Source organism: Zeaxanthinibacter sp. PT1 (assembly GCF_028464225.1).
In the GTDB taxonomy this organism is placed as follows: Bacteria; Bacteroidota; Bacteroidia; order Flavobacteriales; family Flavobacteriaceae; genus Zeaxanthinibacter.
Window position 1 is genome coordinate 65,832 of sequence record NZ_JAQPCN010000003.1, and the last position, 23,946, is coordinate 89,777.

Here is a 23,946-nt window from a genome sequence, read left to right on the forward strand (position 1 = left end):
AACCGGAAACAGTGAAAAATAAGAAACCCCACCTGGTTCTCTCAAAAAGGGAACGGAGTGGGGTTTTCTTTTTGCTCCTCTTTGTTCTCATAGTCCAGGGTGTAAAATGGTGGATAATCCCCTTGGCATCAACGAAGTCTGACTCCTTTATTCTGGACGAGGTTTTACAGGCCCGGCATGACTCGATCGTTGCCAGTCGTGCTGCCTTGAAAAATAAGATTTACCCCTTTAATCCTAATTACCTGGATGATGCAAGGGGATACAGGCTTGGACTCAGCGCGGAACAATTAGACAGATTGTACGCCTACCGGGAGAAGGGCTATTATGTGAATTCCGCTGCAGAATTTGCGAAGATTACCGGCATACCCGATACACTACTGGAGAACTTAAGCCCCTATTTTAGCTTTCCACACCGAGGAACTGATAAGTCGACTAAGCCCGAATCCTCTATCATTTCCTCCCCCCGGAAGGTTATACCTCGTGATATCAATACTGCAACTGCCTCAGATCTGCAGGAGGTCAGGGGAATAGGTCCTGTATTATCTTCCCGGGTGATCAGGTTCAGGGATGCCTTGGGTGGATTCCTGGTAGATGAGCAGCTCTACGATGTGTACGGCCTGGACTCGGCTACGGTACTGCTGCTCCTGGAGCGATACCGTATATCAGAAGTTCCGGATCTGGTCAGAATAAACCTGAATACGGCTAGCGTTGAGGAATTAGCTTCCCTGGTTTATATTCCATATGGGTTGGCATGGAAGATCGTGCGGTACAGGGAAAGTGTCGGAGAAATCCGATCCTTGGACGAATTAACTCAATTTGAAGACTTTCCGTCTGATAAAATCGACAGAATTGGGTTATATTTGTTCCTCTAAAAAATTGCATAAATGGATACGATACAAAGTGATATAGCCCTAGGCTTCGATTATTCGGAAACGCAGAAAATGGTGGCGGAATCGGCACGTGAATTTGCAGAGACCGAGATCAGGCCTCACGTGATGGAATGGGATGAAGCCCAGACCTTCCCGCTAGAGCTATTTAAAAAAGCAGGTCAAATGGGATTTATGGGGATATTGGTCCCTGTAGAATTAGGAGGTTCCGGACTTGGCTACCACGAGTATATTGCCATTATTGAAGAGATATCCAAAGTGGATCCCTCTATTGGACTTTCCGTCGCTGCGCATAATTCGCTTTGTACCAACCATATTCTCTCTTTTGGTAACGACGAGCAAAAACAGAAGTGGATTCCCAAGTTAGCAAGCGGTGAATGGCTGGGAGCATGGGGATTGACCGAACACAATACCGGGTCTGACGCCGGTGGAATGAACACCACCGCTGTGAAAGATGGAGATGAATGGGTACTTAATGGTGCCAAGAATTTTATTACCCATGGGAAGAGCGGAGACGTTGCAGTGGTAATTGTCCGTACCGGGGAAAAAGGAGACAGTCATGGGATGACTGCTTTTGTGGTGGAAAAAGGAACCAAGGGTTTCAGCAGTGGAAAGAAAGAAGATAAATTGGGAATGCGTGCCAGCGAGACGGCCGAATTGGTTTTTGATAATTGCAGGCTTCCGGATGCCAATAGGCTGGGACCTGTGGGTGATGGATTCATTCAGTCCATGAAAATCCTGGACGGTGGGCGTATCTCTATTGGTGCTTTATCCTTAGGTATAGCCAAAGGCGCTTACGAAGCAGCCCTGAAGTACTCTAAAGAACGAGTACAGTTCGGGAAGCCGATAAGTGCTTTCCAGGGTATCTCCTTCAAGCTTGCCGATATGGCCACCGAGATCGAAGCTTCAGAACTGTTATTACATAAATCTGCCTTTTTAAAGAACCAGGGCAGGAAAGTTACCAAGCTGAGTGCCATGGCTAAAATGTATTCTTCCGAAGTTTGTGTCAAAGTCGCCAACGAGGCGGTACAAATCCACGGCGGGTATGGCTATACCAAGGACTACCCGGTAGAGAAGTTTTACAGGGATTCCAAACTGTGTACAATCGGTGAGGGAACCACGGAAATACAGAAAGTAGTAATCGCAAAGAATATTCTCCAATAAATTAGGCGTATTCTAATAATTACTTTTATATTTGCACTCCCAAAATCACTAAAGAAAGGAGGTTGTAGCCAATGTTAATTATACCAGTAAAAGAAGGAGAAAACATCGATAGAGCTTTAAAGCGCTTTAAACGTAAGTTTGACAGAACCGGCACTATGCGCCAGTTACGCAAGCGTCAGCAGTTTACAAAACCTTCCGTAGAACGCAGACAGCAAATTCAGAAAGCCCAGTACATCCAAGGCCTTAGGGACGAAGAGGAAGTATAAGCATTCTATCTGAACTATAAAGTTATATCCCGCCTTATTGGCGGGATTTTTTTTGTCCTTACACCAACAGGCTTTTGTAACTTTGGGGTATGGCCATTGCTGCATTTACATCTTACCTGCTCCTGGAGAAGAATTATTCTCCCCACACTGTAAAAGCTTACGAGTCTGATCTGCAGGCATTTTCTGCATTCTGCAGCGAGGAATACGAAATAATGGCCATAGAAGAAGTTTCATACGCTATCATCAGGAGCTGGATCATCAGCCTATCGGAGAAGGGGCTCAACAACCGCAGTATCAACCGTAAGATCGCTTCTCTCAAGGCCTATTATAAATTTTTACAGAAAATTGGAGAATTACAGCTTAACCCCCTGGCCAAACACAGGGCTTTGCAAACAGAGACCAAGGTAGAAATTCCCTTTTCAGATGAGGAGATGGATATGGAGCGATTGTGGGCCGTGATGCCGGATGAGATGGATTTTGAAGGAATCCGCGATCGACTGATGATCGAATTCCTGTATGCTACTGGGATGAGGCGGGCAGAATTGATCGGTCTGAGGATGCAGGACCTGGACCTGGTTTCCGGAACGGTTAAAGTACTAGGGAAACGCAATAAGGAGCGGGTGATTCCTTTAGGAGCTGTCAGCACTGAGCTGTTAGACAGTTATTTATCGGCGAGAGGCGAACTGCTCGAGGCGAGGACGGAAGAACATTTTTTTTTGACTTCGGCCGGTAACAAAGTATATGAATCGCTTGTCTATAGAATTATAAATAGGTATTTTAGTAAGGTCTCTTCTAAACTTAAAAAGAGTCCGCATATCCTCAGGCATACCTTCGCTACACACCTCCTCAACAGGGGGGCTGATTTAAATTCGGTGAAGGAACTCTTGGGACATTCAAGTTTGGCTTCTACGCAAGTGTATACCCACAATAGTATAGCCGAACTGAAAAAGGTACACAGCGCATCTCACCCGAGGAGCAAAAAGTAGTACAGAGTTCTTTACTTTATTAACCTTCAAAATTTGTACGTATGAAAGTGAGTACACAATCTGTGAATTTTAACGCCGATGGTAAGCTTATCGAGTTCATTCAAAAACGACTGGATAAATTAGATCTTTTCTATGATAAGGTTATCAATTCTGATGTGTATTTAAAGCTGGATAATACCAGCAGTAAACAGAACAAAATAGCTGAGATTAAGGTACATATCCCAAAGGACCGTTTCGTGGTCAAGAAACAATGTAAAACATTTGAGGAAGCCGTTGATTCTGCCTGCAGTTCGCTGGAGAGGAAGCTGGTGAAAAAGAAGGATAAGAAGAGACCTCAATCTTCATTAAAATTTTTATGAAATTGTTTTGAATAAACAAATATTTATCTACATTTGCAGTCCGTTAGAAATAGCGGACTTTTTTATGCGTCACAGAGGCCTGTATAAGCCGATGTAGCTCAGCTGGCTAGAGCAGCTGATTTGTAATCAGCAGGTCGTGGGTTCGAGTCCCTCCATCGGCTCATAAGTTCATAAAAATAAGGAGGGGAGATACTCAAGCGGCCAACGAGGACAGACTGTAAATCTGTTGGTTTTTACCTTCGCAGGTTCGAATCCTGCTCTCCCCACAAAAATTTTCCGAGAACGCCGGGATTTGAGTACCGGCGGGAAAATTAGGAAACCCGGATTGGGCCGGGTTCCAGGAAGTCCTAAAAAAACTTCCGGGATTGAAATATTGATTGGATTATTGCGGGAGTAGCTCAGTTGGTAGAGCGTCAGCCTTCCAAGCTGAATGTCGCCGGTTCGAACCCGGTCTCCCGCTCAAAACTTTGAGTTAGCGTTTGCTATTCCGGTTCAGGTTTATATGCCCCCGGGCGCTATAACGTACAACCTTGGAACTCAACAAGCCGACGTAGCTCAGGGGTAGAGCGTTTCCTTGGTAAGGAAGAGGTCACGGGTTCAATTCCCGTCGTTGGCTCTATAGTTTGATGAAATGCTGAATTCATTGACGAGAGTGTAATCTTGTCTACGGCTCATTTATCGCATACATTGTACACTAATATAAACTAAGAATAAATTTTTTTAAAATGGCAAAGGAAACTTTTGATCGTTCCAAACCGCACTTGAATATAGGTACTATTGGACACGTAGATCACGGTAAAACTACATTGACTGCTGCTATTACTACTGTTTTGGCAAATGCAGGTCTATCTGAATTAAGGAGTTTTGACTCGATTGACAACGCTCCCGAAGAAAAGGAAAGGGGTATTACAATCAACACCTCACACGTAGAGTACCAAACTGCTAACCGTCACTATGCCCACGTTGACTGTCCTGGTCACGCGGATTACGTGAAGAACATGGTTACAGGTGCTGCTCAGATGGACGGTGCTATCCTTGTTGTGGCTGCGACTGATGGTCCTATGCCACAGACTCGTGAGCACATCCTTCTGGGACGTCAGGTAGGTATTCCTAGAATCGTTGTTTTCCTTAACAAGGTAGACATGGTTGATGATGAGGAGCTGTTAGAGCTTGTTGAGATGGAAGTACGTGAATTACTTTCTTTCTACGAGTACGATGGTGACAACGGACCTGTAATCTCTGGTTCTGCTCTTGGAGCATTGAACGGTGAAGAGAAGTGGGTAAACACTGTAATGGAACTGATGGATGCTGTTGATAGCTGGATCGAACTTCCTGAGAGGGATGTTGATAAGCCTTTCCTGATGCCGGTTGAAGACGTGTTCACTATTACTGGTCGTGGAACTGTTGCTACAGGTCGTATCGAAACAGGTGTTGCTAACACTGGAGATGCTGTTGATATCATCGGGATGGGAGCTGAGAAATTGAGCTCTACTATTACCGGGGTTGAGATGTTCCGTAAGATCCTTGACCGTGGAGAAGCTGGTGACAACGTAGGTATCCTTCTTCGTGGTATCGAGAAATCTGATATCAAAAGAGGAATGGTAATCTGTAAGCCAGGTTCTGTTAAGCCACACGCTAAATTTGAAGCTGAGGTTTATATCCTTAAAAAAGAAGAAGGTGGACGTCACACTCCATTCCACAATAACTATCGTCCACAGTTCTACGTAAGAACAACAGACGTAACAGGTACTATCAATCTTCCATCTGGAGTTGAAATGGTAATGCCAGGGGATAACCTTACCATTACTGTAGACCTTATCCAGCCTATCGCACTAAGCGTTGGTCTTCGTTTCGCTATCCGTGAAGGTGGTAGAACTGTAGGTGCTGGTCAGGTGACTAAGATTTTAGATTAATATACTAGCATATAATACACTAAGGGTGTCTCGGTTTATCCGGGATACCTTTCAGTGTAATTATAAACGGGTGTAGCTCAGTTGGTAGAGCACTGGTCTCCAAAACCAGGTGTCGGGAGTTCGAGTCTCTCCTCCCGTGCGGAATATAAAGTCATGAGACGAGAAGCCTGTCCCGAGCAAAGTCGAGGGAAGTCTCTCCTCCCGTGCGGAATAAAAGATCCGGTAAGTCCGGAGGTCCCGGTAGCCCAGGCTCCGGAAATCACATCAGGGATCAATTCAAAGAAATAGCGAAAGATGTTAGCATATATAAAAGAATCTGTTGAGGAGCTGAGGAACAATGTTACTTTGCCTCCAAGAGCTGAGGCTATCAACCTTATGGTGGTAGTTGCTGTATTTTCAATTTTATTTGCATTAGCCACATGGGGTGTAGATACAGTTTTCAGTAAACTGGTTCAGCTATATTTTAATGCACTAATCAATTAAGATGGGATCTATGTCAGAAGTATTGGAAAAGAAATGGTATGTCGTGAGAGCGGTCAGTGGTCAGGAGAATAAAATCAAAGGCTACATTGAGACCGAGGTAGAGCGTCATGGATTTTCCGATTACCTGGAAGAAGTGCTGGTTCCCACAGAAAAAGTAGTGCAGATCCGAAACGGGAAAAAGATCAACAAAGAAAGGGTCTATTTTCCGGGATATATTATGATTAAAGCCAATCTTGGTGGTGAGATGATACATATCATCAGGTCCATTACCAATGTTATCGGCTTCTTAGGGGAAACCAAAGGTGGGGACCCTGTGCCGCTGCGAAAGTCAGAGGTAAACCGTATGCTGGGGAAAGTGGATGAGCTGGCTGTGAATACAGATAGTGTGGCGATTCCTTTTGTGCTGGGTGAAACGGTGAAAGTGATAGACGGTCCTTTCAATGGTTTTAACGGAACTGTAGAAAAGATCAATGAAGAAAAGCGTAAGCTGGAAGTGATGGTGAAGATCTTCGGACGTAAGACACCACTGGAGCTCAGCTATATGCAGGTAGAAAAAGTATAATAATTGTTACGTAGTTAAAAGTGTTGTCGCTTCCAATTATAGACACACTTGAATATTAAATCAAAACAATGGCTAAAGAAGTAAGTAAAGTAGTTAAACTACAAGTTAGGGGAGGTGCAGCGAATCCGTCGCCACCGGTTGGACCCGCTTTAGGTGCTGCCGGCGTTAACATCATGGAGTTCTGTAAGCAGTTTAATGCTCGTACACAGGACAAACAGGGAAAAGTCCTGCCAGTTGCTATCACCGTGTATAAAGACAAGTCTTTTGACTTTGTCGTAAAGACACCTCCTGCGGCAGTACAATTGTTGGAAGCGGCTAAGATTAAAAAAGGCTCTGGCGAACCTAACAGGGTAAAACAGGGAAATGTTTCCTGGGACCAGATCAAAACGATCGCTGAGGACAAGATGGTAGACCTGAACGCATTCACCGTAGAATCTGCTATGAGCATGGTTGCGGGAACAGCGAGGTCTATGGGTCTTAAAATCGCTGGAAAGCGTCCTTTTTAATCTTATAAAGCATTCTTAACATGGGAAAGTTAACAAAAAAACAAAAAGAGGCGCGTGCCAAAATAGAGAAAGATAAACTCTATTCTTTGAACGAGGCTTCTGAACTGATCAAAGATATCACCAATACCAAATTTGACGCATCTGTAGACCTTGCGGTTAGACTAGGGGTAGACCCTCGTAAAGCTAACCAGATGGTTCGTGGCGTTGTAACCTTACCACACGGAACCGGTAAAGACGTTAAAGTTCTTGCCCTGGTAACCCCGGATAAGGAAGCAGAGGCTAAAGAAGCCGGTGCGGATTTTGTTGGTCTGGATGAATATCTGGATAAGATCAAAGGCGGTTGGACAGACGTAGACGTCATTATCACTATGCCTAGCGTGATGGGTAAATTAGGACCATTAGGACGAGTTCTCGGACCTAGGGGCCTGATGCCTAACCCGAAGACTGGTACAGTGACTATGGATATTGCAAAAGCAGTATCAGAGGTCAAAGCTGGTAAAATCGACTTTAAAGTAGATAAAACAGGAATCGTTCATGCTTCCATCGGGAAAGCATCTTTCAGCGCCGACAAAATTGCCGGGAACGCGAAAGAACTGATTGATACCTTAGTGAAATTAAAACCGGCGGCTGCTAAGGGGATATACATGAAGTCCATTTATATGTCCAGCACCATGAGCCCAAGTGTTCAATTGGATCCTAAGGCGGTATAACTGTAAAAGATTTTTAGTAATGACAAGACAAGAAAAAGCAACCGTTATAGAAGATCTGACAGCACAGTTAGCTGATAGTTCTACGATCTACCTGGCGGATATATCCGGGCTTGACGCTACTGCTACGTCCGACCTTAGAAGGGCGTGCTTTAAAGCAGATATCAGGCTTGCCGTAGTCAAAAATACACTTTTGGCGAAAGCGATGGATGCATCAGAGAAGGAATTCGGTGAACTACCGGAAGTTCTTAAAGGGAACACTTCTATAATGTTTTCAGAAACCGGTAATGCCCCGGCAAAACTTATCAAGAACTTCCGTAAAAAATCGGACAAGCCTTTATTGAAAGGGGCTTATATCGCAGAGGCGGTATACGTTGGAGATGATAAGTTAGAGACTCTGGTTAATATCAAGTCTAAGGAAGAGATGATCGGAGAAGTTATTGGACTTCTTCAGTCTCCGGCCAAGAATGTTATCTCCGGACTTAAATCCGGTGGTGGTAAGCTGGCAGGTATCCTTAAGACCTTATCAGAGAAAGAATAAGTACGCACTAAATTCAATATATTTTTAAAATTTTTAACAAACGATAGAAAAATGGCAGATTTAAAAGATTTCGCAGAACAGTTGGTCAACCTTACCGTAAAAGAGGTAAATGAATTGGCTGATATTTTAAAAGAAGAGTACGGTATAGAGCCTGCTGCTGCTGCAGTTGCAGTTGCTGCCGGTGGAGCTGGTGAAGCCGGTGAAGCTGCTGAAGAGCAAACCGAATTTGACGTAGTACTGAAGGCCGCTGGTGCTTCTAAATTAGCAGTTGTTAAATTGGTGAAAGAATTGACAGGTCTTGGTCTTAAAGACGCAAAAGACATCGTTGATAGCGCGCCTAAAGCTGTTAAAGAAGGAGTTTCTAAAGATGAAGCTGAAGGTATCAAAAAATCATTGGAAGAAGCTGGAGCAGAAGTTGAGCTTAAATAATAGCGTCAACCATATGGTTTAGGTTTAGGTCTTTCCGCCCTTCTGGTGGCTAGACCTAAACCCTTTTATACGCAGTATATAAAGGCATATACACCCCTACATTAATATTCACGATCAAAATTTTGTCCATTGATGTTCACAAATCAGACTGAAAGAATAAGTTTCGCATCCGCTAAGAACATACCGGAATATCCGGATTTCTTGGACATTCAGATTAAATCATTTCAAGATTTTTTTCAACTTGAAACAAAATCTGACGAAAGAGGGAATGAAGGTTTGTACAATACCTTCATGGAAAACTTTCCAATTACCGATACCAGAAACCAGTTTGTGCTGGAATTCCTGGACTACTTTATAGATCCACCTCGCTATTCTATCCAAGAATGTATTGAGCGTGGGCTTACATACAGCGTACCCTTAAAAGCTAGATTAAAATTATACTGTACAGATCCTGAGCACGAAGACTTCGAGACTATCGTCCAGGACGTGTACCTAGGTACTATACCTTACATGACCCCTAGTGGAACCTTTGTGATCAACGGTGCCGAACGTGTGGTTGTTTCCCAGTTACACCGATCTCCTGGTGTATTCTTCGGGCAATCGTTCCACGCTAACGGAACTAAGTTGTACTCTGCAAGGGTAATTCCATTTAAAGGATCATGGATAGAATTTGCGACCGATATCAACAGCGTTATGTACGCCTATATCGATCGTAAGAAAAAATTACCGGTAACTACCCTGTTCCGCGCCATTGGATTTGAGCGTGACAAGGACATTCTTGAAATCTTTGACCTCTCTGAGGAAGTTAAAGTTTCCAAGGCCGGATTAAAGAAAGTATTGGGACGTAAACTGGCGGCCCGTGTGCTGAACACCTGGCACGAAGATTTTGTGGACGAAGACACCGGAGAAGTTGTTTCTATTGAAAGGAACGAAATTATCCTGGATCGTGATACTGTACTGGAGAAAGAGCATATAGACGAGATCATGGACGCCGATGTGAAGACTATTCTGCTTCACAAGGAGAACAATGCACAGTCTGACTATGCTATCATCCATAATACTCTGCAGAAAGACCCTACCAACTCTGAGAAAGAGGCAGTAGAGCATATCTACAGGCAGCTGCGTAACGCGGAACCACCAGATGAGGAAACCGCACGTGGAATCATTGATAAATTGTTCTTCTCTGACCAGCGATACAACCTCGGTGAGGTAGGTCGTTACAGGATGAATAAGAAACTTGGTCTTGATATCGGGATGGACAAGCAGGTCCTGACCAAAGAAGATATCATTACCATCATCAAGTACCTGATAGAACTGATCAACTCTAAGGCAGAGATCGATGATATTGACCACCTTTCTAACCGACGTGTACGTACGGTAGGGGAGCAGTTATCATCCCAGTTCGGGGTAGGTCTTGCCCGTATGGCAAGGACCATTCGTGAGCGTATGAATGTACGTGATAACGAGGTCTTCACCCCGATCGACCTTATCAATGCTAAAACCCTTTCTTCTGTGATCAACTCGTTCTTCGGAACCAACCAGTTATCACAGTTCATGGACCAGACCAACCCGCTGGCCGAGATCACGCATAAGCGTAGACTTTCAGCCCTGGGACCAGGTGGTCTCTCCAGGGAGCGTGCAGGTTTCGAGGTGCGTGACGTTCACTATACACATTACGGACGACTTTGTCCTATTGAAACACCTGAAGGACCGAACATTGGTCTGATCTCTTCCCTTTCTGTGTTTGCCAAGGTTAACCCAATGGGCTTCCTGGAAACTCCATACCGTAAGGTTGAGGATGGGAAAGTAGATACCAAAGAATTCAGGTACCTGAGCGCAGAGGAAGAAGAAGGAATGAAGATCGCCCAGGCCAACATCCCGTTAAAGGATGATGGGACCATTGACCGTGAAAAGGTAATTGCCCGTGAGGAAGGTGACTTCCCGGTGGTGGATCCAAAAGAGGTCAATTATACCGATGTTGCTCCTAACCAGATCGCGTCTATTTCAGCATCTCTTATTCCGTTCCTGGAGCATGATGATGCAAACCGTGCACTGATGGGATCTAACATGATGCGCCAGGCAGTACCGTTGTTAAAGCCACAGTCTCCTATCGTAGGAACCGGTTTAGAGCAGCAGGTAGCTTCGGACTCCAGGGTACTGATCAACGCTGAAGGCGATGGTACCATAGAGTATGTAGATGCTAAGCAGATTACCATTCGTTATGAAAGGACGGACGAGCAGCAGCTTGTAAGTTTTGATGAAGATTCCAAGACCTATGACCTGGTCAAGTTCAGGAAGACTAACCAAGGGACCAGTATTAACCTGAAGCCTATTGTCCGCAAGGGTGATAAGGTGAAAAAAGGACAGGTTCTTTGTGAAGGATACGCCACAGAAAGCGGTGAACTGGCATTAGGACGTAACCTGCAGGTAGCGTTTATGCCCTGGAAAGGATACAACTTTGAGGATGCGATCGTGATCTCTGAGAAAGTGGTCCGCGAGGATATCTTTACTTCTATCCATATAGATGAATATGCCCTGGAAGTAAGGGACACTAAGTTGGGTGCTGAAGAATTGACCAATGATATCCCTAACGTTTCTGAAGAAGCCACTAAGGACCTGGATGAGTACGGTATGATCCGTATCGGTGCCGAGGTAAAACCCGGTGATATCCTTATCGGTAAGATTACTCCAAAAGGTGAATCTGACCCGACCCCAGAAGAAAAACTGCTTCGCGCCATCTTTGGTGATAAGGCGGGCGATGTTAAAGATGCCTCATTAAAGGCTTCTCCATCCCTGCGTGGAGTTGTGATAGACAAGAAATTGTTCTCGCGTTCTATCAAGGACAAGCGTAAGCGTTCTGAAGATAAAGAAGCAATTGCTAAACTGGAGCTGGAGTACGAAGTTAAATTCCAGCAACTGAAGGATGTTCTTATAGAAAAGCTCTTTAAGATCGTCAATGGCAAGACTTCACAAGGAGTACTGAACGACCTTGGGGAAGAAGTTCTTCCAAAAGGTAAGAAGTACACCATGAAGATGTTGAACGCAGTAGATGATTTCGCCCACCTGGTAGGCGGAAGCTGGACTACCGACAAAGCGACTAACGCTTTGGTAGCCGACCTGCTGCATAACTACAAGATTAAATTAAATGACCTGCAGGGTAACCTGAGAAGAGATAAATTCACGATTTCTGTCGGGGATGAACTTCCTGCCGGGATCATGAAACTGGCCAAAGTCTATATCGCTAAGAAGCGTAAGCTGAAAGTGGGTGATAAGATGGCAGGTCGTCACGGTAACAAGGGTATTGTTGCCAGGATCGTTCGCCAGGAAGATATGCCGTTCCTTGAAGACGGAACACCGGTAGATATCGTGCTGAACCCACTTGGGGTACCATCGCGTATGAACATCGGGCAGATCTATGAAACCGTACTTGGATGGGCAGGGCTCAAACTCGGTAAGAAATATGCTACTCCGATCTTCGATGGTGCAACCATTGATGAGATCAACAAGTATACCGATGAAGCCGGGATCCCGCGTTTCGGTCACACCTATCTTTACGATGGTGGAACCGGTCAGCGTTTTGACCAGCCTGCAACCGTAGGTGTAATCTACATGTTGAAATTAGGACACATGGTAGATGACAAGATGCACGCAAGGTCTATCGGGCCATACTCGTTGATCACGCAGCAGCCATTGGGTGGTAAAGCCCAGTTTGGTGGACAGCGATTCGGGGAGATGGAAGTCTGGGCACTGGAGGCCTATGGGGCTTCTGCAACCCTGAGAGAGATCCTGACCGTTAAATCTGATGACGTGATCGGTAGGGCGAAAACCTACGAATCTATCGTTAAAGGTGAGACTATGCCGGAACCTGGATTGCCAGAATCTTTCAATGTATTGATGCACGAACTCAAGGGATTGGGCTTGGACATCAGACTGGAAGAATAATTACACACATATTTAATTTACTATCACCATTAGCATTATGGCTAGATTAAAAGATAATACACAACAAAAACGGTTCAACAAGATTTCCATCGGTCTGGCCTCTCCGGAGTCCATCCTGGCAGAGTCCCGGGGAGAAGTGTTGAAGCCGGAAACTATTAACTATAGAACGCACAAACCAGAGCGCGATGGCCTGTTTTGTGAACGTATCTTTGGTCCTGTAAAGGATTATGAGTGTGCGTGTGGTAAGTATAAGCGTATCCGTTACCGCGGAATCGTCTGCGACCGTTGTGGAGTAGAGGTAACCGAGAAAAAAGTACGGAGAGACAGGGTAGGTCACATCAACCTGGTTGTCCCTGTAGCACATATCTGGTATTTCCGTTCCCTTCCAAACAAGATCGGCTACCTTCTTGGACTTCCGTCCAAGAAACTGGACATGATCATATACTATGAGCGTTATGTCGTGATCCAGCCCGGTATCGCCAAAGGTCCTGAAGGGGAAGAGATCAAGAAAATGGATTTCCTTACAGAAGAGGAATACCTGAATATTCTTGAAAGCATCCCAAGAGAGAACCAATACCTGGAAGATTCTGATCCCAACAAGTTCATCGCTAAAATGGGAGCAGAGTGCTTAATCGAATTATTGTCTCGTATAGACCTTAAGCAATTGTCTTATGACCTGCGCCACAAGGCCAATACAGAGACCTCTAAACAGCGTAAGACCGAAGCCCTTAAAAGGCTGCAGGTTGTAGAAGCGCTTAGGGAATCGCAAGATAACCGTGAGAATAACCCGGAGTGGATGATCATGAAGGTGATCCCTGTGATCCCACCGGAATTACGCCCGCTGGTGCCATTGGATGGTGGTCGTTTTGCGACTTCAGACCTTAACGATCTTTACCGTAGGGTAATTATCCGTAACAACCGTCTGAAGCGACTGATGGAGATCAAAGCTCCTGAGGTAATCCTTCGTAACGAGAAGCGTATGCTGCAGGAAGCTGTGGATTCACTTTTTGATAACACCCGTAAAGCTTCTGCTGTAAAAACAGAATCTAACCGTCCGTTAAAATCCCTTTCAGATTCCCTGAAAGGAAAACAAGGACGTTTCCGTCAGAACCTGCTTGGTAAACGTGTGGATTATTCTGCTCGTTCCGTGATCGTTGTAGGTCCTGAAATGAAATTATACGAATGTGGTCTGCCAAAAGATATGGCGGCAGAGCTCTACAAGCCATTTGTGATTCGTAAGTTGATCGAACGAGGAATCGTTAAGACCGTTAAATCGGCCAAGAAGATCATCGACAAGAAAGAGCCGGTGGTTTGGGATATCCTTGAAAACGTACTGAAAGGACACCCGGTACTATTGAACCGGGCCCCCACGCTGCACAGGCTGGGGATACAGGCTTTCCAGCCAAAACTGATCGAAGGTAAGGCGATCCGCCTGCACCCATTGGTGTGTACGGCATTTAACGCCGACTTTGATGGTGACCAGATGGCAGTACACTTGCCACTTGGGCCGGAAGCCATCCTGGAAGCTCAGTTATTAATGCTTGCCTCTCATAACATCCTGAACCCTGCGAATGGGTCACCGATCACGGTACCGTCACAGGATATGGTACTGGGTCTGTACTACATGACCAAAGAGCGCAAGACTACCGACGATTATACGGTAAAAGGTGAAGGTTTAACCTTCTATTCTTACGAGGAAGTGGTGATCGCTTTCAACGAAGGTCGCCTGGAGCTGAACGCCGGTATCAAGGTTAGGGCAAAGGATTTCAACGAAAAAGGAGAGCTGGTCAACCAGATCATCCCAACCACAGTAGGTAGGGTACTCTTCAACATGGTAGTACCGGAACAAGCCGGTTACGTGAACGACGTCTTGAATAAGAAGTCGCTTCGTGATATTATCGGTCGAATCCTGGCTGTAACAGATGTTCCTACCACGGCAGAATTCCTTGATAAGATCAAGAGCATGGGGTATGATTTCGCTTTTAAAGGTGGATTGTCCTTCAGCCTCGGAGATATTATCATCCCACAGGAGAAACACGAAATGATCGCCGAAGCCAATGAGCAGGTTGATGGCATTATGATGAACTATAACATGGGTCTGATCACCAATAACGAACGTTATAACCAGGTGATCGATGTTTGGACCTCTACCAATGCTATGCTTACGGAACTCGCGATGAAGCGTATCCGTGAGGATCAGCAAGGATTCAACTCGGTATATATGATGTTGGATTCCGGTGCAAGGGGATCTAAAGAGCAGATCCGACAGCTTACCGGTATGCGTGGACTGATGGCGAAGCCTAAGAAGTCTACTGCCGGAGGTGGTGAAATTATTGAAAACCCCATCCTCTCTAACTTTAAGGAAGGGCTATCGATCCTGGAATACTTTATCTCTACTCACGGTGCACGTAAAGGACTTGCGGATACCGCACTTAAGACCGCGGATGCAGGATACCTGACCCGTAGGCTGGTAGATGTTTCACAGGATGTGATCGTCAATACCGAAGACTGTGAGACCCTTAGGGGAATCGAGGTCGAGGCCTTGAAGAAGAACGAAGAGGTGGTAGAGTCACTGGGTGAAAGGATTCTCGGACGAGTTTCATTACACGATGTGTACGATCCACTTACGGAGGAGCTGTTGCTGAAAGCAGGGCAGGAGATCATGGAAGCTGATCTTAAGAAAATCGAAGCTTCTCCTGTTGAACGAATTGAAGTGCGTTCGCCGTTGACCTGCGAGGCTCAGAAAGGTATCTGTGCCATGTGTTACGGACGTAACCTGTCTACCAATAAAATGGTACAGAGAGGTGAAGCCGTCGGGGTTGTGGCAGCACAATCTATCGGGGAACCGGGAACTCAGCTTACCCTACGTACCTTCCACGTTGGAGGTATTGCAGGAAACATTTCTGAAGATAATAAACTGGAAGCTCGCTTTAACGGTATTGCGGAGATCGAGGATCTGAGGACAGTTAAGGATAATGATGGCGACAAGAAGAATGACATCGTTATCTCCAGGACTTCTGAGATCAAGATCGTTGATGCGAAGACCGGTATCACCTTAAGTACAAACAACATTCCTTACGGATCACAGTTGTTCGTTAAAAATGGTGAGAAAGTAGAGAAAGGACAGATCGTTTGCCAGTGGGATCCATATAACGGTGTAATTGTTTCTGAATTCCCAGGAAAGATCGCTTACGAGAATATCGAGCAGGGCGTTACTTTCCAGGTAGAAATTGACGAACAGACCGGGTTCCAGGAGAAAGTGATCACTGAATCCAGGAATAAGAAATTGATTCCAACCCTGTTGATCAAGAACAGCAAGGACGAAGTATTGCGTTCGTACAACCTTCCGGTTGGATCGCATATCATGGTAGACGACGGGGATAAGATCAAAGAAGGTAAGATCCTTGTGAAGATTCCACGTAAATCTGCAAAAGCAGGGGATATTACAGGAGGTCTTCCTAGGGTAACCGAGCTCTTTGAGGCGCGTAACCCATCTAACCCGGCAGTTGTTTCCGAGATAGACGGTGTGGTTTCTTTTGGTAAGATCAAACGAGGTAACAGGGAGATCATCATTGAATCCAAACTGGGTGAAGTGAAGAAGTACCTGGTAAAACTCTCTAACCAGATCCTGGTACAGGAGAATGATTACGTTCGTGCCGGTATGCCATTATCAGACGGGTCTATTACCCCGGAAGATATCCTGGCGATCAAAGGACCATCTGCAGTTCAGCAATACCTGGTGAACGAAGTACAGGAAGTATATCGTCTACAGGGTGTGAAGATCAATGACAAACACTTTGAGGTAGTTGTCAGGCAGATGATGCGTAAGGTAAGAATCCAGGATTCTGGAGATACTACCTTCCTGGAGAACCAGTTGGTTCATAAGGACGACTTTATCCGTGAGAACGATAACATCTTTGGTAAGAAGGTGGTAGACGATGCAGGAGAATCCGAGAACCTGAAGCCTGGCCAGATCATTACGGCTCGTGAGCTCAGGGACGAGAACTCTATCCTGAAGCGTTCTGATAAAACCCTGGTATCTGCAAGAGACGCGGTGGCGGCTACGGCTACACCAATTCTGCAAGGTATTACAAGGGCTTCGCTGCAAACCAAATCTTTCATCTCGGCGGCATCCTTCCAGGAGACTACCAAGGTACTGAACGAAGCGGCGGTTAGCGGTAAGGTTGATGACTTAGAAGGTCTTAAGGAGAACGTGATCGTAGGTCACAGGATCCCGGCCGGAACCGGAATGCGCGATTATGAAAATATCATTGTAGGATCTAAGGAAGAATACGATGAGATCATGGCCCGCAAAGAGGAACTGAAGTTTTAATCATATATTTATAAAAACCCCGATCTCAACTGGTCGGGGTTTTTTTATGTCTAATTGTAAACAGACCGACCATGGCTGAAAACGAAAATAAAAACAAACAGATCAATATAGAGTTAGATGAAAAAACCGCGGAAGGAACCTATTCCAATCTCGCGATCATCAATCATTCAGCGTCCGAATTCGTGGTAGATTTTATCAGCCTGATGCCGGGAGCGCCCAAGGCGAAGGTGAAAAGCAGGGTGATCTTAACCCCACAGCACGCCAAGAAATTCCTGAAGGCACTGAAAGAAAACGTGGCCCGTTTTGAGAAATCGCACGGATCCATACAGGATTATGAGCAGCCCAATATCCCGATGAATTTCGGGCCTCCGGGTGAAGCTTAAGCAGATAGAAAAGGCCTCTGATCGGAGGCCTTTTTTTATGCGTTGAATTCTGAAGTGAAATGCAGTTTTACCGAGGGGTATTTCTGTTGTGTCATCTGCAGTGAGAACTGTGAATCTGCGAGGAAAACAAGCTGTCCCCGTTTATCCGTAGCGAGGAATTTTTGTTTTACCCGCTGAAATTCTGAAAATTCTTCGTTAGACGGATCCTGGGGTTCTACCCAACAGGCTTTATAGGCCGGGAAATTCTCATAAGTACATTTGGCCCCGTATTCGTGCTCTAAACGGTACTGTATTACTTCGTATTGCAGTGCGCCCACGGTTCCTATCACTTTCCTGCCATTCAGGTTCAGTGTAAAGAGCTGTGCCACCCCTTCATCCATCAACTGGTCTATCCCTTTGTTCAATTGCTTGGAACGCATTGGGTCTGCGTTATTGATATAGCGGAAGTGCTCGGGGGAGAAACTCGGGATCCCTTTATAATGTAATACTTCTCCTTCGGTCAAGGTATCCCCGATCTTAAAGTTCCCGGTATCGTGTAAACCGACAATATCGCCGGGATAAGAAACATCTACGATCTCTTTCTTTTCTGCAAAGAAGGCGTTAGGACTGGAAAATTTGAGGTTCTTATTATGCCTGACGTGCAGGTAGGGTTTGTTGCGTTCAAAAGTACCTGAAACAATCTTGACAAAAGCAAGACGGTCCCTGTGTTTAGGATCCATATTGGCGTGGATCTTAAATACAAAACCGGTCATTTCTTTCTCTTTGGCGGTGACTACCCTTTCTTCTGCCTTCTTAGGACGGGGAGGAGGGGCAATATCCACGAAACAGTCCAGCATTTCCCGAACCCCGAAATTATTCAGCGCTGATCCGAAGAAGACCGGTTGCTGTTGCCCGGCCAGGTAAGCTTCCTTGTCAAAGTCGGGATATACCCCGTGAACCAGTTCCAGGTTTTCTCGTAATGTATCCGCCGCTTTCTCACCGATAATCTTTTCCAGCTCTTCGCTTTCCAGGTCATCAAAGGCAATGGTGTCTTCAATTTTTTTCTTGCTCTCTCCCTTAAAGAGGTTGATGTTCTTTTCCCAGAGGTTATAAATCCCCTTAAAATCATATCCCATTCCTATAGGGAAGCTCAGGGGAGTTACGGTAAGCCCGAGTTTCTGTTCCACCTCGTCCAGCAGGTCAAAAGCATCTCGTCCCTCACGGTCAAGTTTATTAATAAAGACGATCATGGGAATGTTACGCATCCGGCAAACCTCTACCAGCTTCTCGGTCTGTTCCTCCACACCTTTTGCGACATCGATCACTACGATCACACTGTCAACGGCCGTAAGGGTCCGGAAGGTGTCCTCTGCGAAATCCTTGTGTCCCGGGGTATCCAGGATATTTATTTTTTTATCCTTGTATATAAATGCCAGTACAGAGGTAGCGACAGAGATTCCCCGTTGCCTTTCAATCTCCATAAAATCACTCGTGGCCGCTTTTTTGATTTTATTGTTTTTAACAGCGCCCGCTTCTTGAATAGCACCCCCGAATAACAGGAGTTTCTCCGTAAGAGTGGTCTTCCCGGCATCGGGGTGAGAGATGATGCCGAAGGTCCGGCGCTTTTCAATTTCCTTCAGAAAGCTCATGCAATAAAATTTGTGCAAAAATAAGTCAAATTCGCTCGATATAATGCTCGTGGGGTGGATTTCTGCAGACATAGCACTCAACAACAGCAGGCTGACCTGTCTAATCGACTTTTATCGATGTTCTATGGGGGAAAGCCCGGAAATCACTAATTTAAGAGATATGTTAAACTACGACCACTCCGATTATATGCGCTTCATCGAAGAAAATTGACGTTAAAGGATATTTTAGGCGCTATCCCCCGAAATCAGTTTGAGTGAGATTGTTTATAAGCTATCTTGCAATAGTTTTAGAATTGCCCAATTCTTACCTGCTTCCGACGAAATGCCATGGTGATACGTTTCAACCAAAACTATCATTTATGGAAGACTTTACTCCTGCAACCAAGGGGAAAACTGCGATCCTGGGCTTAGTCCCCGCAGCTCTCCTGGCTATTTTCTTATATACCTCCCCTCTGCTAGCCCATGGCTCGGTGGAGATGCCCACTATTTTTTATACCGATACAGATGGTGATGGGGTTCCGGACAATACAGACATCGATGACGATAACGATGGGATCATAGATACCAACGAAGATGCCAATACGGATGGTGACGACGATCCTACCACCAACCCGACGGACACGGATCACGATGGGGTGCCAAATTACCTGGACATCGATTCCGATAATGACGGGATCCTCGATAATGTTGAAGCACAGACTACCTCGGGCTTTATCGCGCCTTGTGGGGTGGATACCGATGGAAATGGATTAGACGATCATTACGAGCCCAGTCCCGGTGCCTGCGGGGGATTGATCCCTGTAGACACTGATCATGACGGGGTTCCCGACTTCCTTGATATCGATTCTGACAATGATGGGATCCTGGATAATGTGGAGGCCCAACCAACCGATAGCTTTATCGCTGTCTGTGATGTTGATGCCGACGGCAACGGTCTTGATGATCACTACGAATCTGCTCCCGGTGCCGGTGAGGGGATCAGCCCTGAAGATACCGATCATGACCAGAGACCGGACTTCAGAGATATCGATTCAGACGACGACGGAATCATAGATAATATAGAAGCACAGCATAGCGACAGCTTTATCCCTGTTTGCGTCAACGATACAGATGGTAACGGCCTCGATGATCATTACGAATCTAGTCCGGGAGCCGGGGAAGGACTTTCCCCGGTGAACACCGATGCTGATACAAATCCCGATTTCAGGGACATTGACTCCGATAATGATGGTATCCCCGACAACGTGGAAGGACAGACCACCTCCGGTTATATCCCGCCTACAGCACAGGACGATGACGGTGATGGTTTGGACAATGCCTACGATAGCCCTGGAAACGAGGGCATAAACCCCGAAAATACGGACGGAACAGATCTGCCTGATTACCGAGACCTGGATACGGATAACGATTTAGTGCCCGATAATAACGAGGGGAACGACTTCAATTTTGACGGTCAGCCCGACCAGACCTTTACGGGGGTGGACGATGATATGGACGGCCTGGACAATGGTTATGAAGGATCGGATACCAATGATGGCTTTGATGTTAACGACGAGATTGACGACCCGGCCAACGACCTGCCGGATACCGATGGTACCGAGGATGTAAATTACCGGGATATGGATGATGATGGCGATGGTACCATTACACGCCATGAAGACGCAGATGATGACGGGGACCCTACCAATGATGATACCGATGGCGACAATACTCCGGACTACCTGGACCCCGATTCGGACGGTGGAGGTGATAATACCGATACGGATGGAGATAACGTTCCTGATAATGTAGATCAGGATGACGATAATGACGGCATCCCGGACAGCGTGGAAGACCCCAATACTGACGGGGATGACAACCCGCTAACAGATCCTACCGATTCCGATGGGGATGGAATTCCCAACCACCTGGATATCGACTCGGATGATGACGGTATCCCGGACAACGTGGAAGCCCAGACTACTGACGGATATATCCCGCCTACCGGGTTGGACGATGACATGGATGGTTTGGATAATGCTTATGAAGGTAGTGGGGATGAAGGACTTACCCCGGTCAATACCGATGGCACGGACGAGCCGGATTACCTGGACCTGGATTCGGACAACGACCTGGTACCGGATAACAATGAAGGGAACGACTTTAATTTTGACGGGCAGCCCGACCAGACCTTTACGGGAGTGGACGATGATATGGACGGCCTGGATAACGGCTACGAAGGATCGGATACCAACGACGGTTTTGATGTGAATGACGAGATCGATGACCCGGCCAATGACCTGCCGGATACGGATGGTACCGAGGATGTCAACTACCGTGACCTGGACGATGACGGCGATAACATTGACACCCCGGACGAGGATGCCAACAACGATAACGACCCTACCAATGACGATACCGATATGGATGGGACCCCGGACTACCTTGATCCTGATTCCGGTGGTGGAGATAATACCGATACCGATGGCGATAACGTTCCTGATAATGTAGACCTGGATGACGATAACGACGGTATCCCGGACAGCGTGGAAGATCCGAATACCGATGGGGATGATAATCCGCTTACGGATCCTGCCGATTCTGATGGTGACGGGATACCGAACCACCTGGATATCGACTCGGATGATGACGGTATCCCGGACAACGTGGAAGCCCAGACTACTGACGGATATATCCCGCCTACCGGGTTGGACGATGACATGGATGGTTTGGATAATGCTTATGAAGGTAGTGGGGATGAAGGACTTACCCCGGTCAATACCGACGGCACGGACGAGCCGGATTACCTGGACTTAGATTCGGACAACGACCTGGTACCGGATAACAATGAAGGGAACGACTTTAATTTTGACGGGCAGCCCGACCAGGTGTTCACCGGCGTGGACGATGATATGGACGGCCTGGATAACGGTTACGAAGGCAGCGATACCAATGATGGTTTTGATGTCAACGACGAGATCGACGACCCGGCCAACGACCTGCCGGATACGGATGGCACCGAGGATGTGAACTATCGCGACCTGGACGATGACGGCGATAACATTGACACCCCGGACGAGGATGCCAACAACGATAACGATCCGACCAATGACGATACCGATATGGATGGGACCCCGGATTACCTGGATCCTGATTCCGGCGGTGGAGATAATACCGATACCGATGGCGATAACGTTCCTGATAATGTAGACCTGGATGACGATAACGACGGTATCCCGGACAGCGTGGAAGATCCGAATACCGATGGGGATGAAAATCCGCTTACGGATCCTGCCGATTCCGATGGAGACGGGATACCGAACCACCTGGATATCGACTCGGATGATGACGGTATCCCGGACAACGTGGAGGCCCAGACCACCGATGGATATGTTCCGCCTAGCGGGCTGGACGATGATATGGACGGGCTGGATAATGCCTACGAAGGTAGTGGGGATGAGGGACTTACCCCGGTCAATACCGACGGCGCGGACGAGCCGGATTACCTGGACTTAGATTCGGACAACGACCTGGTACCGGATAACAATGAAGGGAACGACTTTAATTTTGACGGGCAGCCCGACCAGACCTTTACGGGGGTGGACGATGATATGGACGGCCTGGACAATGGTTATGAAGGATCGGATACCAACGACGGTTTTGATGTGAACGACGAGATCGATGACCCGGCCAATGACCTGCCGGATACGGATGGTACCGAGGATGTCAATTACCGCGACCTGGATGACGACGGCGATGGCATTGACACCCCGGACGAGGATGCCAACAACGATAACGATCCTACCAATGACGATACCGACATGGATGGAACCCCGGATTACCTTGATCCTGATTCTCCCGGAGAAGACGGTACAGATACAGACGGTGACGGCGTTCCGGACAGCACAGACCTGGATGACGATAACGACGGTATACTTGATAGCGTAGAGGACCCGAATACCGACGGGGACGACGATCCGCTGTCCAACCCCATCGACTCGGATAATGACGGCTACCCGAACCACTTAGACATAGACTCGGATAATGACGGCATCCCGGATAACGTTGAGGCCCAGACCACGGATGGCTATATTCCACCTAACGATGATGATTCAGCTACCTATGAAAGTAATGAGGGAGTAAATTCGGCTTACCCAGGCGGACTGACCCCGGTAAACACGGATGGTACCGACGAACCGGATTACCTGGACCTCGATACCGACAACGATTTGGTTCCTGATAATAATGAAGGGAACGACTTTAATTTTGACGGGCAGCCCGACCAGTTATTTACCGGGGTGGATGATGATATGGATGGCCTGGATAACGGCTACGAAGGATCAGATACCAATGATGGTTTTGACGTGAACGATGAGATCGATATTCCTGCTTTAGATTTACCGGATACCGATGGTACGGAGGATGTGAACTACCGTGATTTTGACGATGATGGCGATGATATAGATACCCCGGATGAGGATGCCAACAATGATAACGATCCGACCAATGACGATACGGACGATGATGGAACCCCGGATTATTTGGATCCAAGGGATGATAGACCCAGCATAGATAAAATAGAGGTGAACCAGATGGTGACCCCCAATAACGACGGTAAGAACGATTTCCTCTTTATCAGGGGCGTTGATCGTGTTCCGGATAACAAACTAAGGATCTATAATCGTTGGGGACGTCCCGTATACATAGGTGATGACTATAATAACCAGAATAATGTCTTTGATGGCCGTGCCAGGGGGATATCTACATTCGGTTCCGAGGAGTACCTGCCATCGGGCGTATATTATTATATCTTTGAGTATACCCTTGACGGAGAATTCATCTCTGATAGCGGTCCCTTATTTATCAGTAATTAATGCA

At 46.5% G+C, this 23,946-nt stretch carries 17 protein-coding genes and 5 tRNA genes; 21 read left to right on the top strand and 1 reads right to left on the bottom strand.

Annotated features, from left to right (window positions below):
• The first annotated feature begins 11 nt into the window (after positions 1-11).
• The 20 genes from PP178_RS09780 (at position 12) to PP178_RS09875 (ending at position 17,461) form a co-directional block, all read left to right on the top strand.
• Positions 12-872 carry a helix-hairpin-helix domain-containing protein gene (locus PP178_RS09780; RefSeq protein WP_272594168.1) on the top strand — a complete coding sequence of 287 codons (861 nt, stop codon included), beginning with the start codon at positions 12-14 and terminating at the stop codon, positions 870-872.
• A 12-nt stretch (positions 873-884) separates the two neighbouring features.
• Positions 885-2,051 (top strand): acyl-CoA dehydrogenase family protein, encoded by a 1,167-nt coding sequence (locus tag PP178_RS09785; RefSeq protein ID WP_272594169.1) that lies wholly within the window; start codon positions 885-887, stop codon positions 2,049-2,051.
• 71 nt (positions 2,052-2,122) lie between these two features.
• Entirely contained in the window at positions 2,123-2,317 is a 195-nt protein-coding gene (rpsU, locus tag PP178_RS09790; protein ID WP_133643688.1) for a 30S ribosomal protein S21, read from the top strand.
• 89 nt (positions 2,318-2,406) lie between these two features.
• Positions 2,407-3,303, top strand: a complete 897-nt coding sequence (locus PP178_RS09795; RefSeq protein WP_272594170.1) for a tyrosine-type recombinase/integrase — start codon at positions 2,407-2,409, stop codon at positions 3,301-3,303.
• Between the two features lie 41 nt (positions 3,304-3,344).
• Positions 3,345-3,662 carry a ribosome hibernation-promoting factor, HPF/YfiA family gene (hpf, locus tag PP178_RS09800; RefSeq protein ID WP_133643690.1) on the top strand — a complete coding sequence of 106 codons (318 nt, stop codon included), beginning with the start codon at positions 3,345-3,347 and terminating at the stop codon, positions 3,660-3,662.
• A gap of 87 nt (positions 3,663-3,749) precedes the next feature.
• Positions 3,750-3,823 (top strand) — tRNA-Thr (locus tag PP178_RS09805).
• Positions 3,824-3,845: 22 nt separating this feature from the next.
• Positions 3,846-3,928 (top strand) — tRNA-Tyr (locus tag PP178_RS09810).
• Between the two features lie 121 nt (positions 3,929-4,049).
• Positions 4,050-4,122, top strand: a tRNA-Gly gene (locus PP178_RS09815).
• A gap of 84 nt (positions 4,123-4,206) precedes the next feature.
• Positions 4,207-4,278, top strand: a tRNA-Thr gene (locus tag PP178_RS09820).
• A 109-nt stretch (positions 4,279-4,387) separates the two neighbouring features.
• A complete protein-coding gene (gene tuf, locus PP178_RS09825; protein WP_272594171.1) occupies positions 4,388-5,575 on the top strand; it encodes an elongation factor Tu in 1,188 nt (395 codons plus the stop codon).
• Positions 5,576-5,641: 66 nt separating this feature from the next.
• A tRNA-Trp gene (locus PP178_RS09830) sits at positions 5,642-5,714 on the top strand.
• Positions 5,715-5,869: 155 nt separating this feature from the next.
• The gene (gene secE, locus PP178_RS09835; RefSeq protein ID WP_272594172.1) at positions 5,870-6,058 is read left to right on the top strand and encodes a preprotein translocase subunit SecE; all 189 of its coding nucleotides are present in this window, start codon (positions 5,870-5,872) and stop codon (positions 6,056-6,058) included.
• Positions 6,059-6,068: 10 nt separating this feature from the next.
• The gene (nusG, locus tag PP178_RS09840; RefSeq protein WP_133644483.1) at positions 6,069-6,620 is read left to right on the top strand and encodes a transcription termination/antitermination protein NusG; all 552 of its coding nucleotides are present in this window, start codon (positions 6,069-6,071) and stop codon (positions 6,618-6,620) included.
• Between the two features lie 68 nt (positions 6,621-6,688).
• Entirely contained in the window at positions 6,689-7,126 is a 438-nt protein-coding gene (rplK, locus tag PP178_RS09845) for a 50S ribosomal protein L11 (RefSeq protein ID WP_272594173.1), read from the top strand.
• Between the two features lie 20 nt (positions 7,127-7,146).
• Entirely contained in the window at positions 7,147-7,836 is a 690-nt protein-coding gene (rplA, locus tag PP178_RS09850; protein WP_272594174.1) for a 50S ribosomal protein L1, read from the top strand.
• 19 nt (positions 7,837-7,855) lie between these two features.
• Positions 7,856-8,374 carry a 50S ribosomal protein L10 gene (rplJ, locus tag PP178_RS09855; RefSeq protein ID WP_272594175.1) on the top strand — a complete coding sequence of 173 codons (519 nt, stop codon included), beginning with the start codon at positions 7,856-7,858 and terminating at the stop codon, positions 8,372-8,374.
• A 51-nt stretch (positions 8,375-8,425) separates the two neighbouring features.
• Positions 8,426-8,803: a 50S ribosomal protein L7/L12 gene (gene rplL / locus PP178_RS09860; protein ID WP_272594176.1), complete on the top strand. Its 378-nt coding sequence runs from the start codon at positions 8,426-8,428 to the stop codon at positions 8,801-8,803.
• A gap of 132 nt (positions 8,804-8,935) precedes the next feature.
• Positions 8,936-12,745 carry a DNA-directed RNA polymerase subunit beta gene (rpoB, locus tag PP178_RS09865; protein WP_272594177.1) on the top strand — a complete coding sequence of 1,270 codons (3,810 nt, stop codon included), beginning with the start codon at positions 8,936-8,938 and terminating at the stop codon, positions 12,743-12,745.
• A 37-nt stretch (positions 12,746-12,782) separates the two neighbouring features.
• The gene (gene rpoC, locus PP178_RS09870; protein ID WP_272594178.1) at positions 12,783-17,078 is read left to right on the top strand and encodes a DNA-directed RNA polymerase subunit beta'; all 4,296 of its coding nucleotides are present in this window, start codon (positions 12,783-12,785) and stop codon (positions 17,076-17,078) included.
• A gap of 71 nt (positions 17,079-17,149) precedes the next feature.
• Entirely contained in the window at positions 17,150-17,461 is a 312-nt protein-coding gene (locus PP178_RS09875; RefSeq protein ID WP_272594179.1) for a DUF3467 domain-containing protein, read from the top strand.
• A 35-nt stretch (positions 17,462-17,496) separates the two neighbouring features.
• Here PP178_RS09875 and PP178_RS09880 read toward each other — a convergent pair whose 3' ends face one another.
• Positions 17,497-19,089: a peptide chain release factor 3 gene (locus PP178_RS09880; RefSeq protein WP_272594180.1), complete on the bottom strand. Its 1,593-nt coding sequence runs from the start codon at positions 19,087-19,089 to the stop codon at positions 17,497-17,499.
• A 359-nt stretch (positions 19,090-19,448) separates the two neighbouring features.
• Here PP178_RS09880 and PP178_RS09885 point away from each other — a divergent pair, with 359 nt between their 5' ends.
• Positions 19,449-23,942 carry a gliding motility-associated C-terminal domain-containing protein gene (locus tag PP178_RS09885; protein WP_272594181.1) on the top strand — a complete coding sequence of 1,498 codons (4,494 nt, stop codon included), beginning with the start codon at positions 19,449-19,451 and terminating at the stop codon, positions 23,940-23,942.
• Positions 23,943-23,946 lie beyond the last annotated feature (4 nt).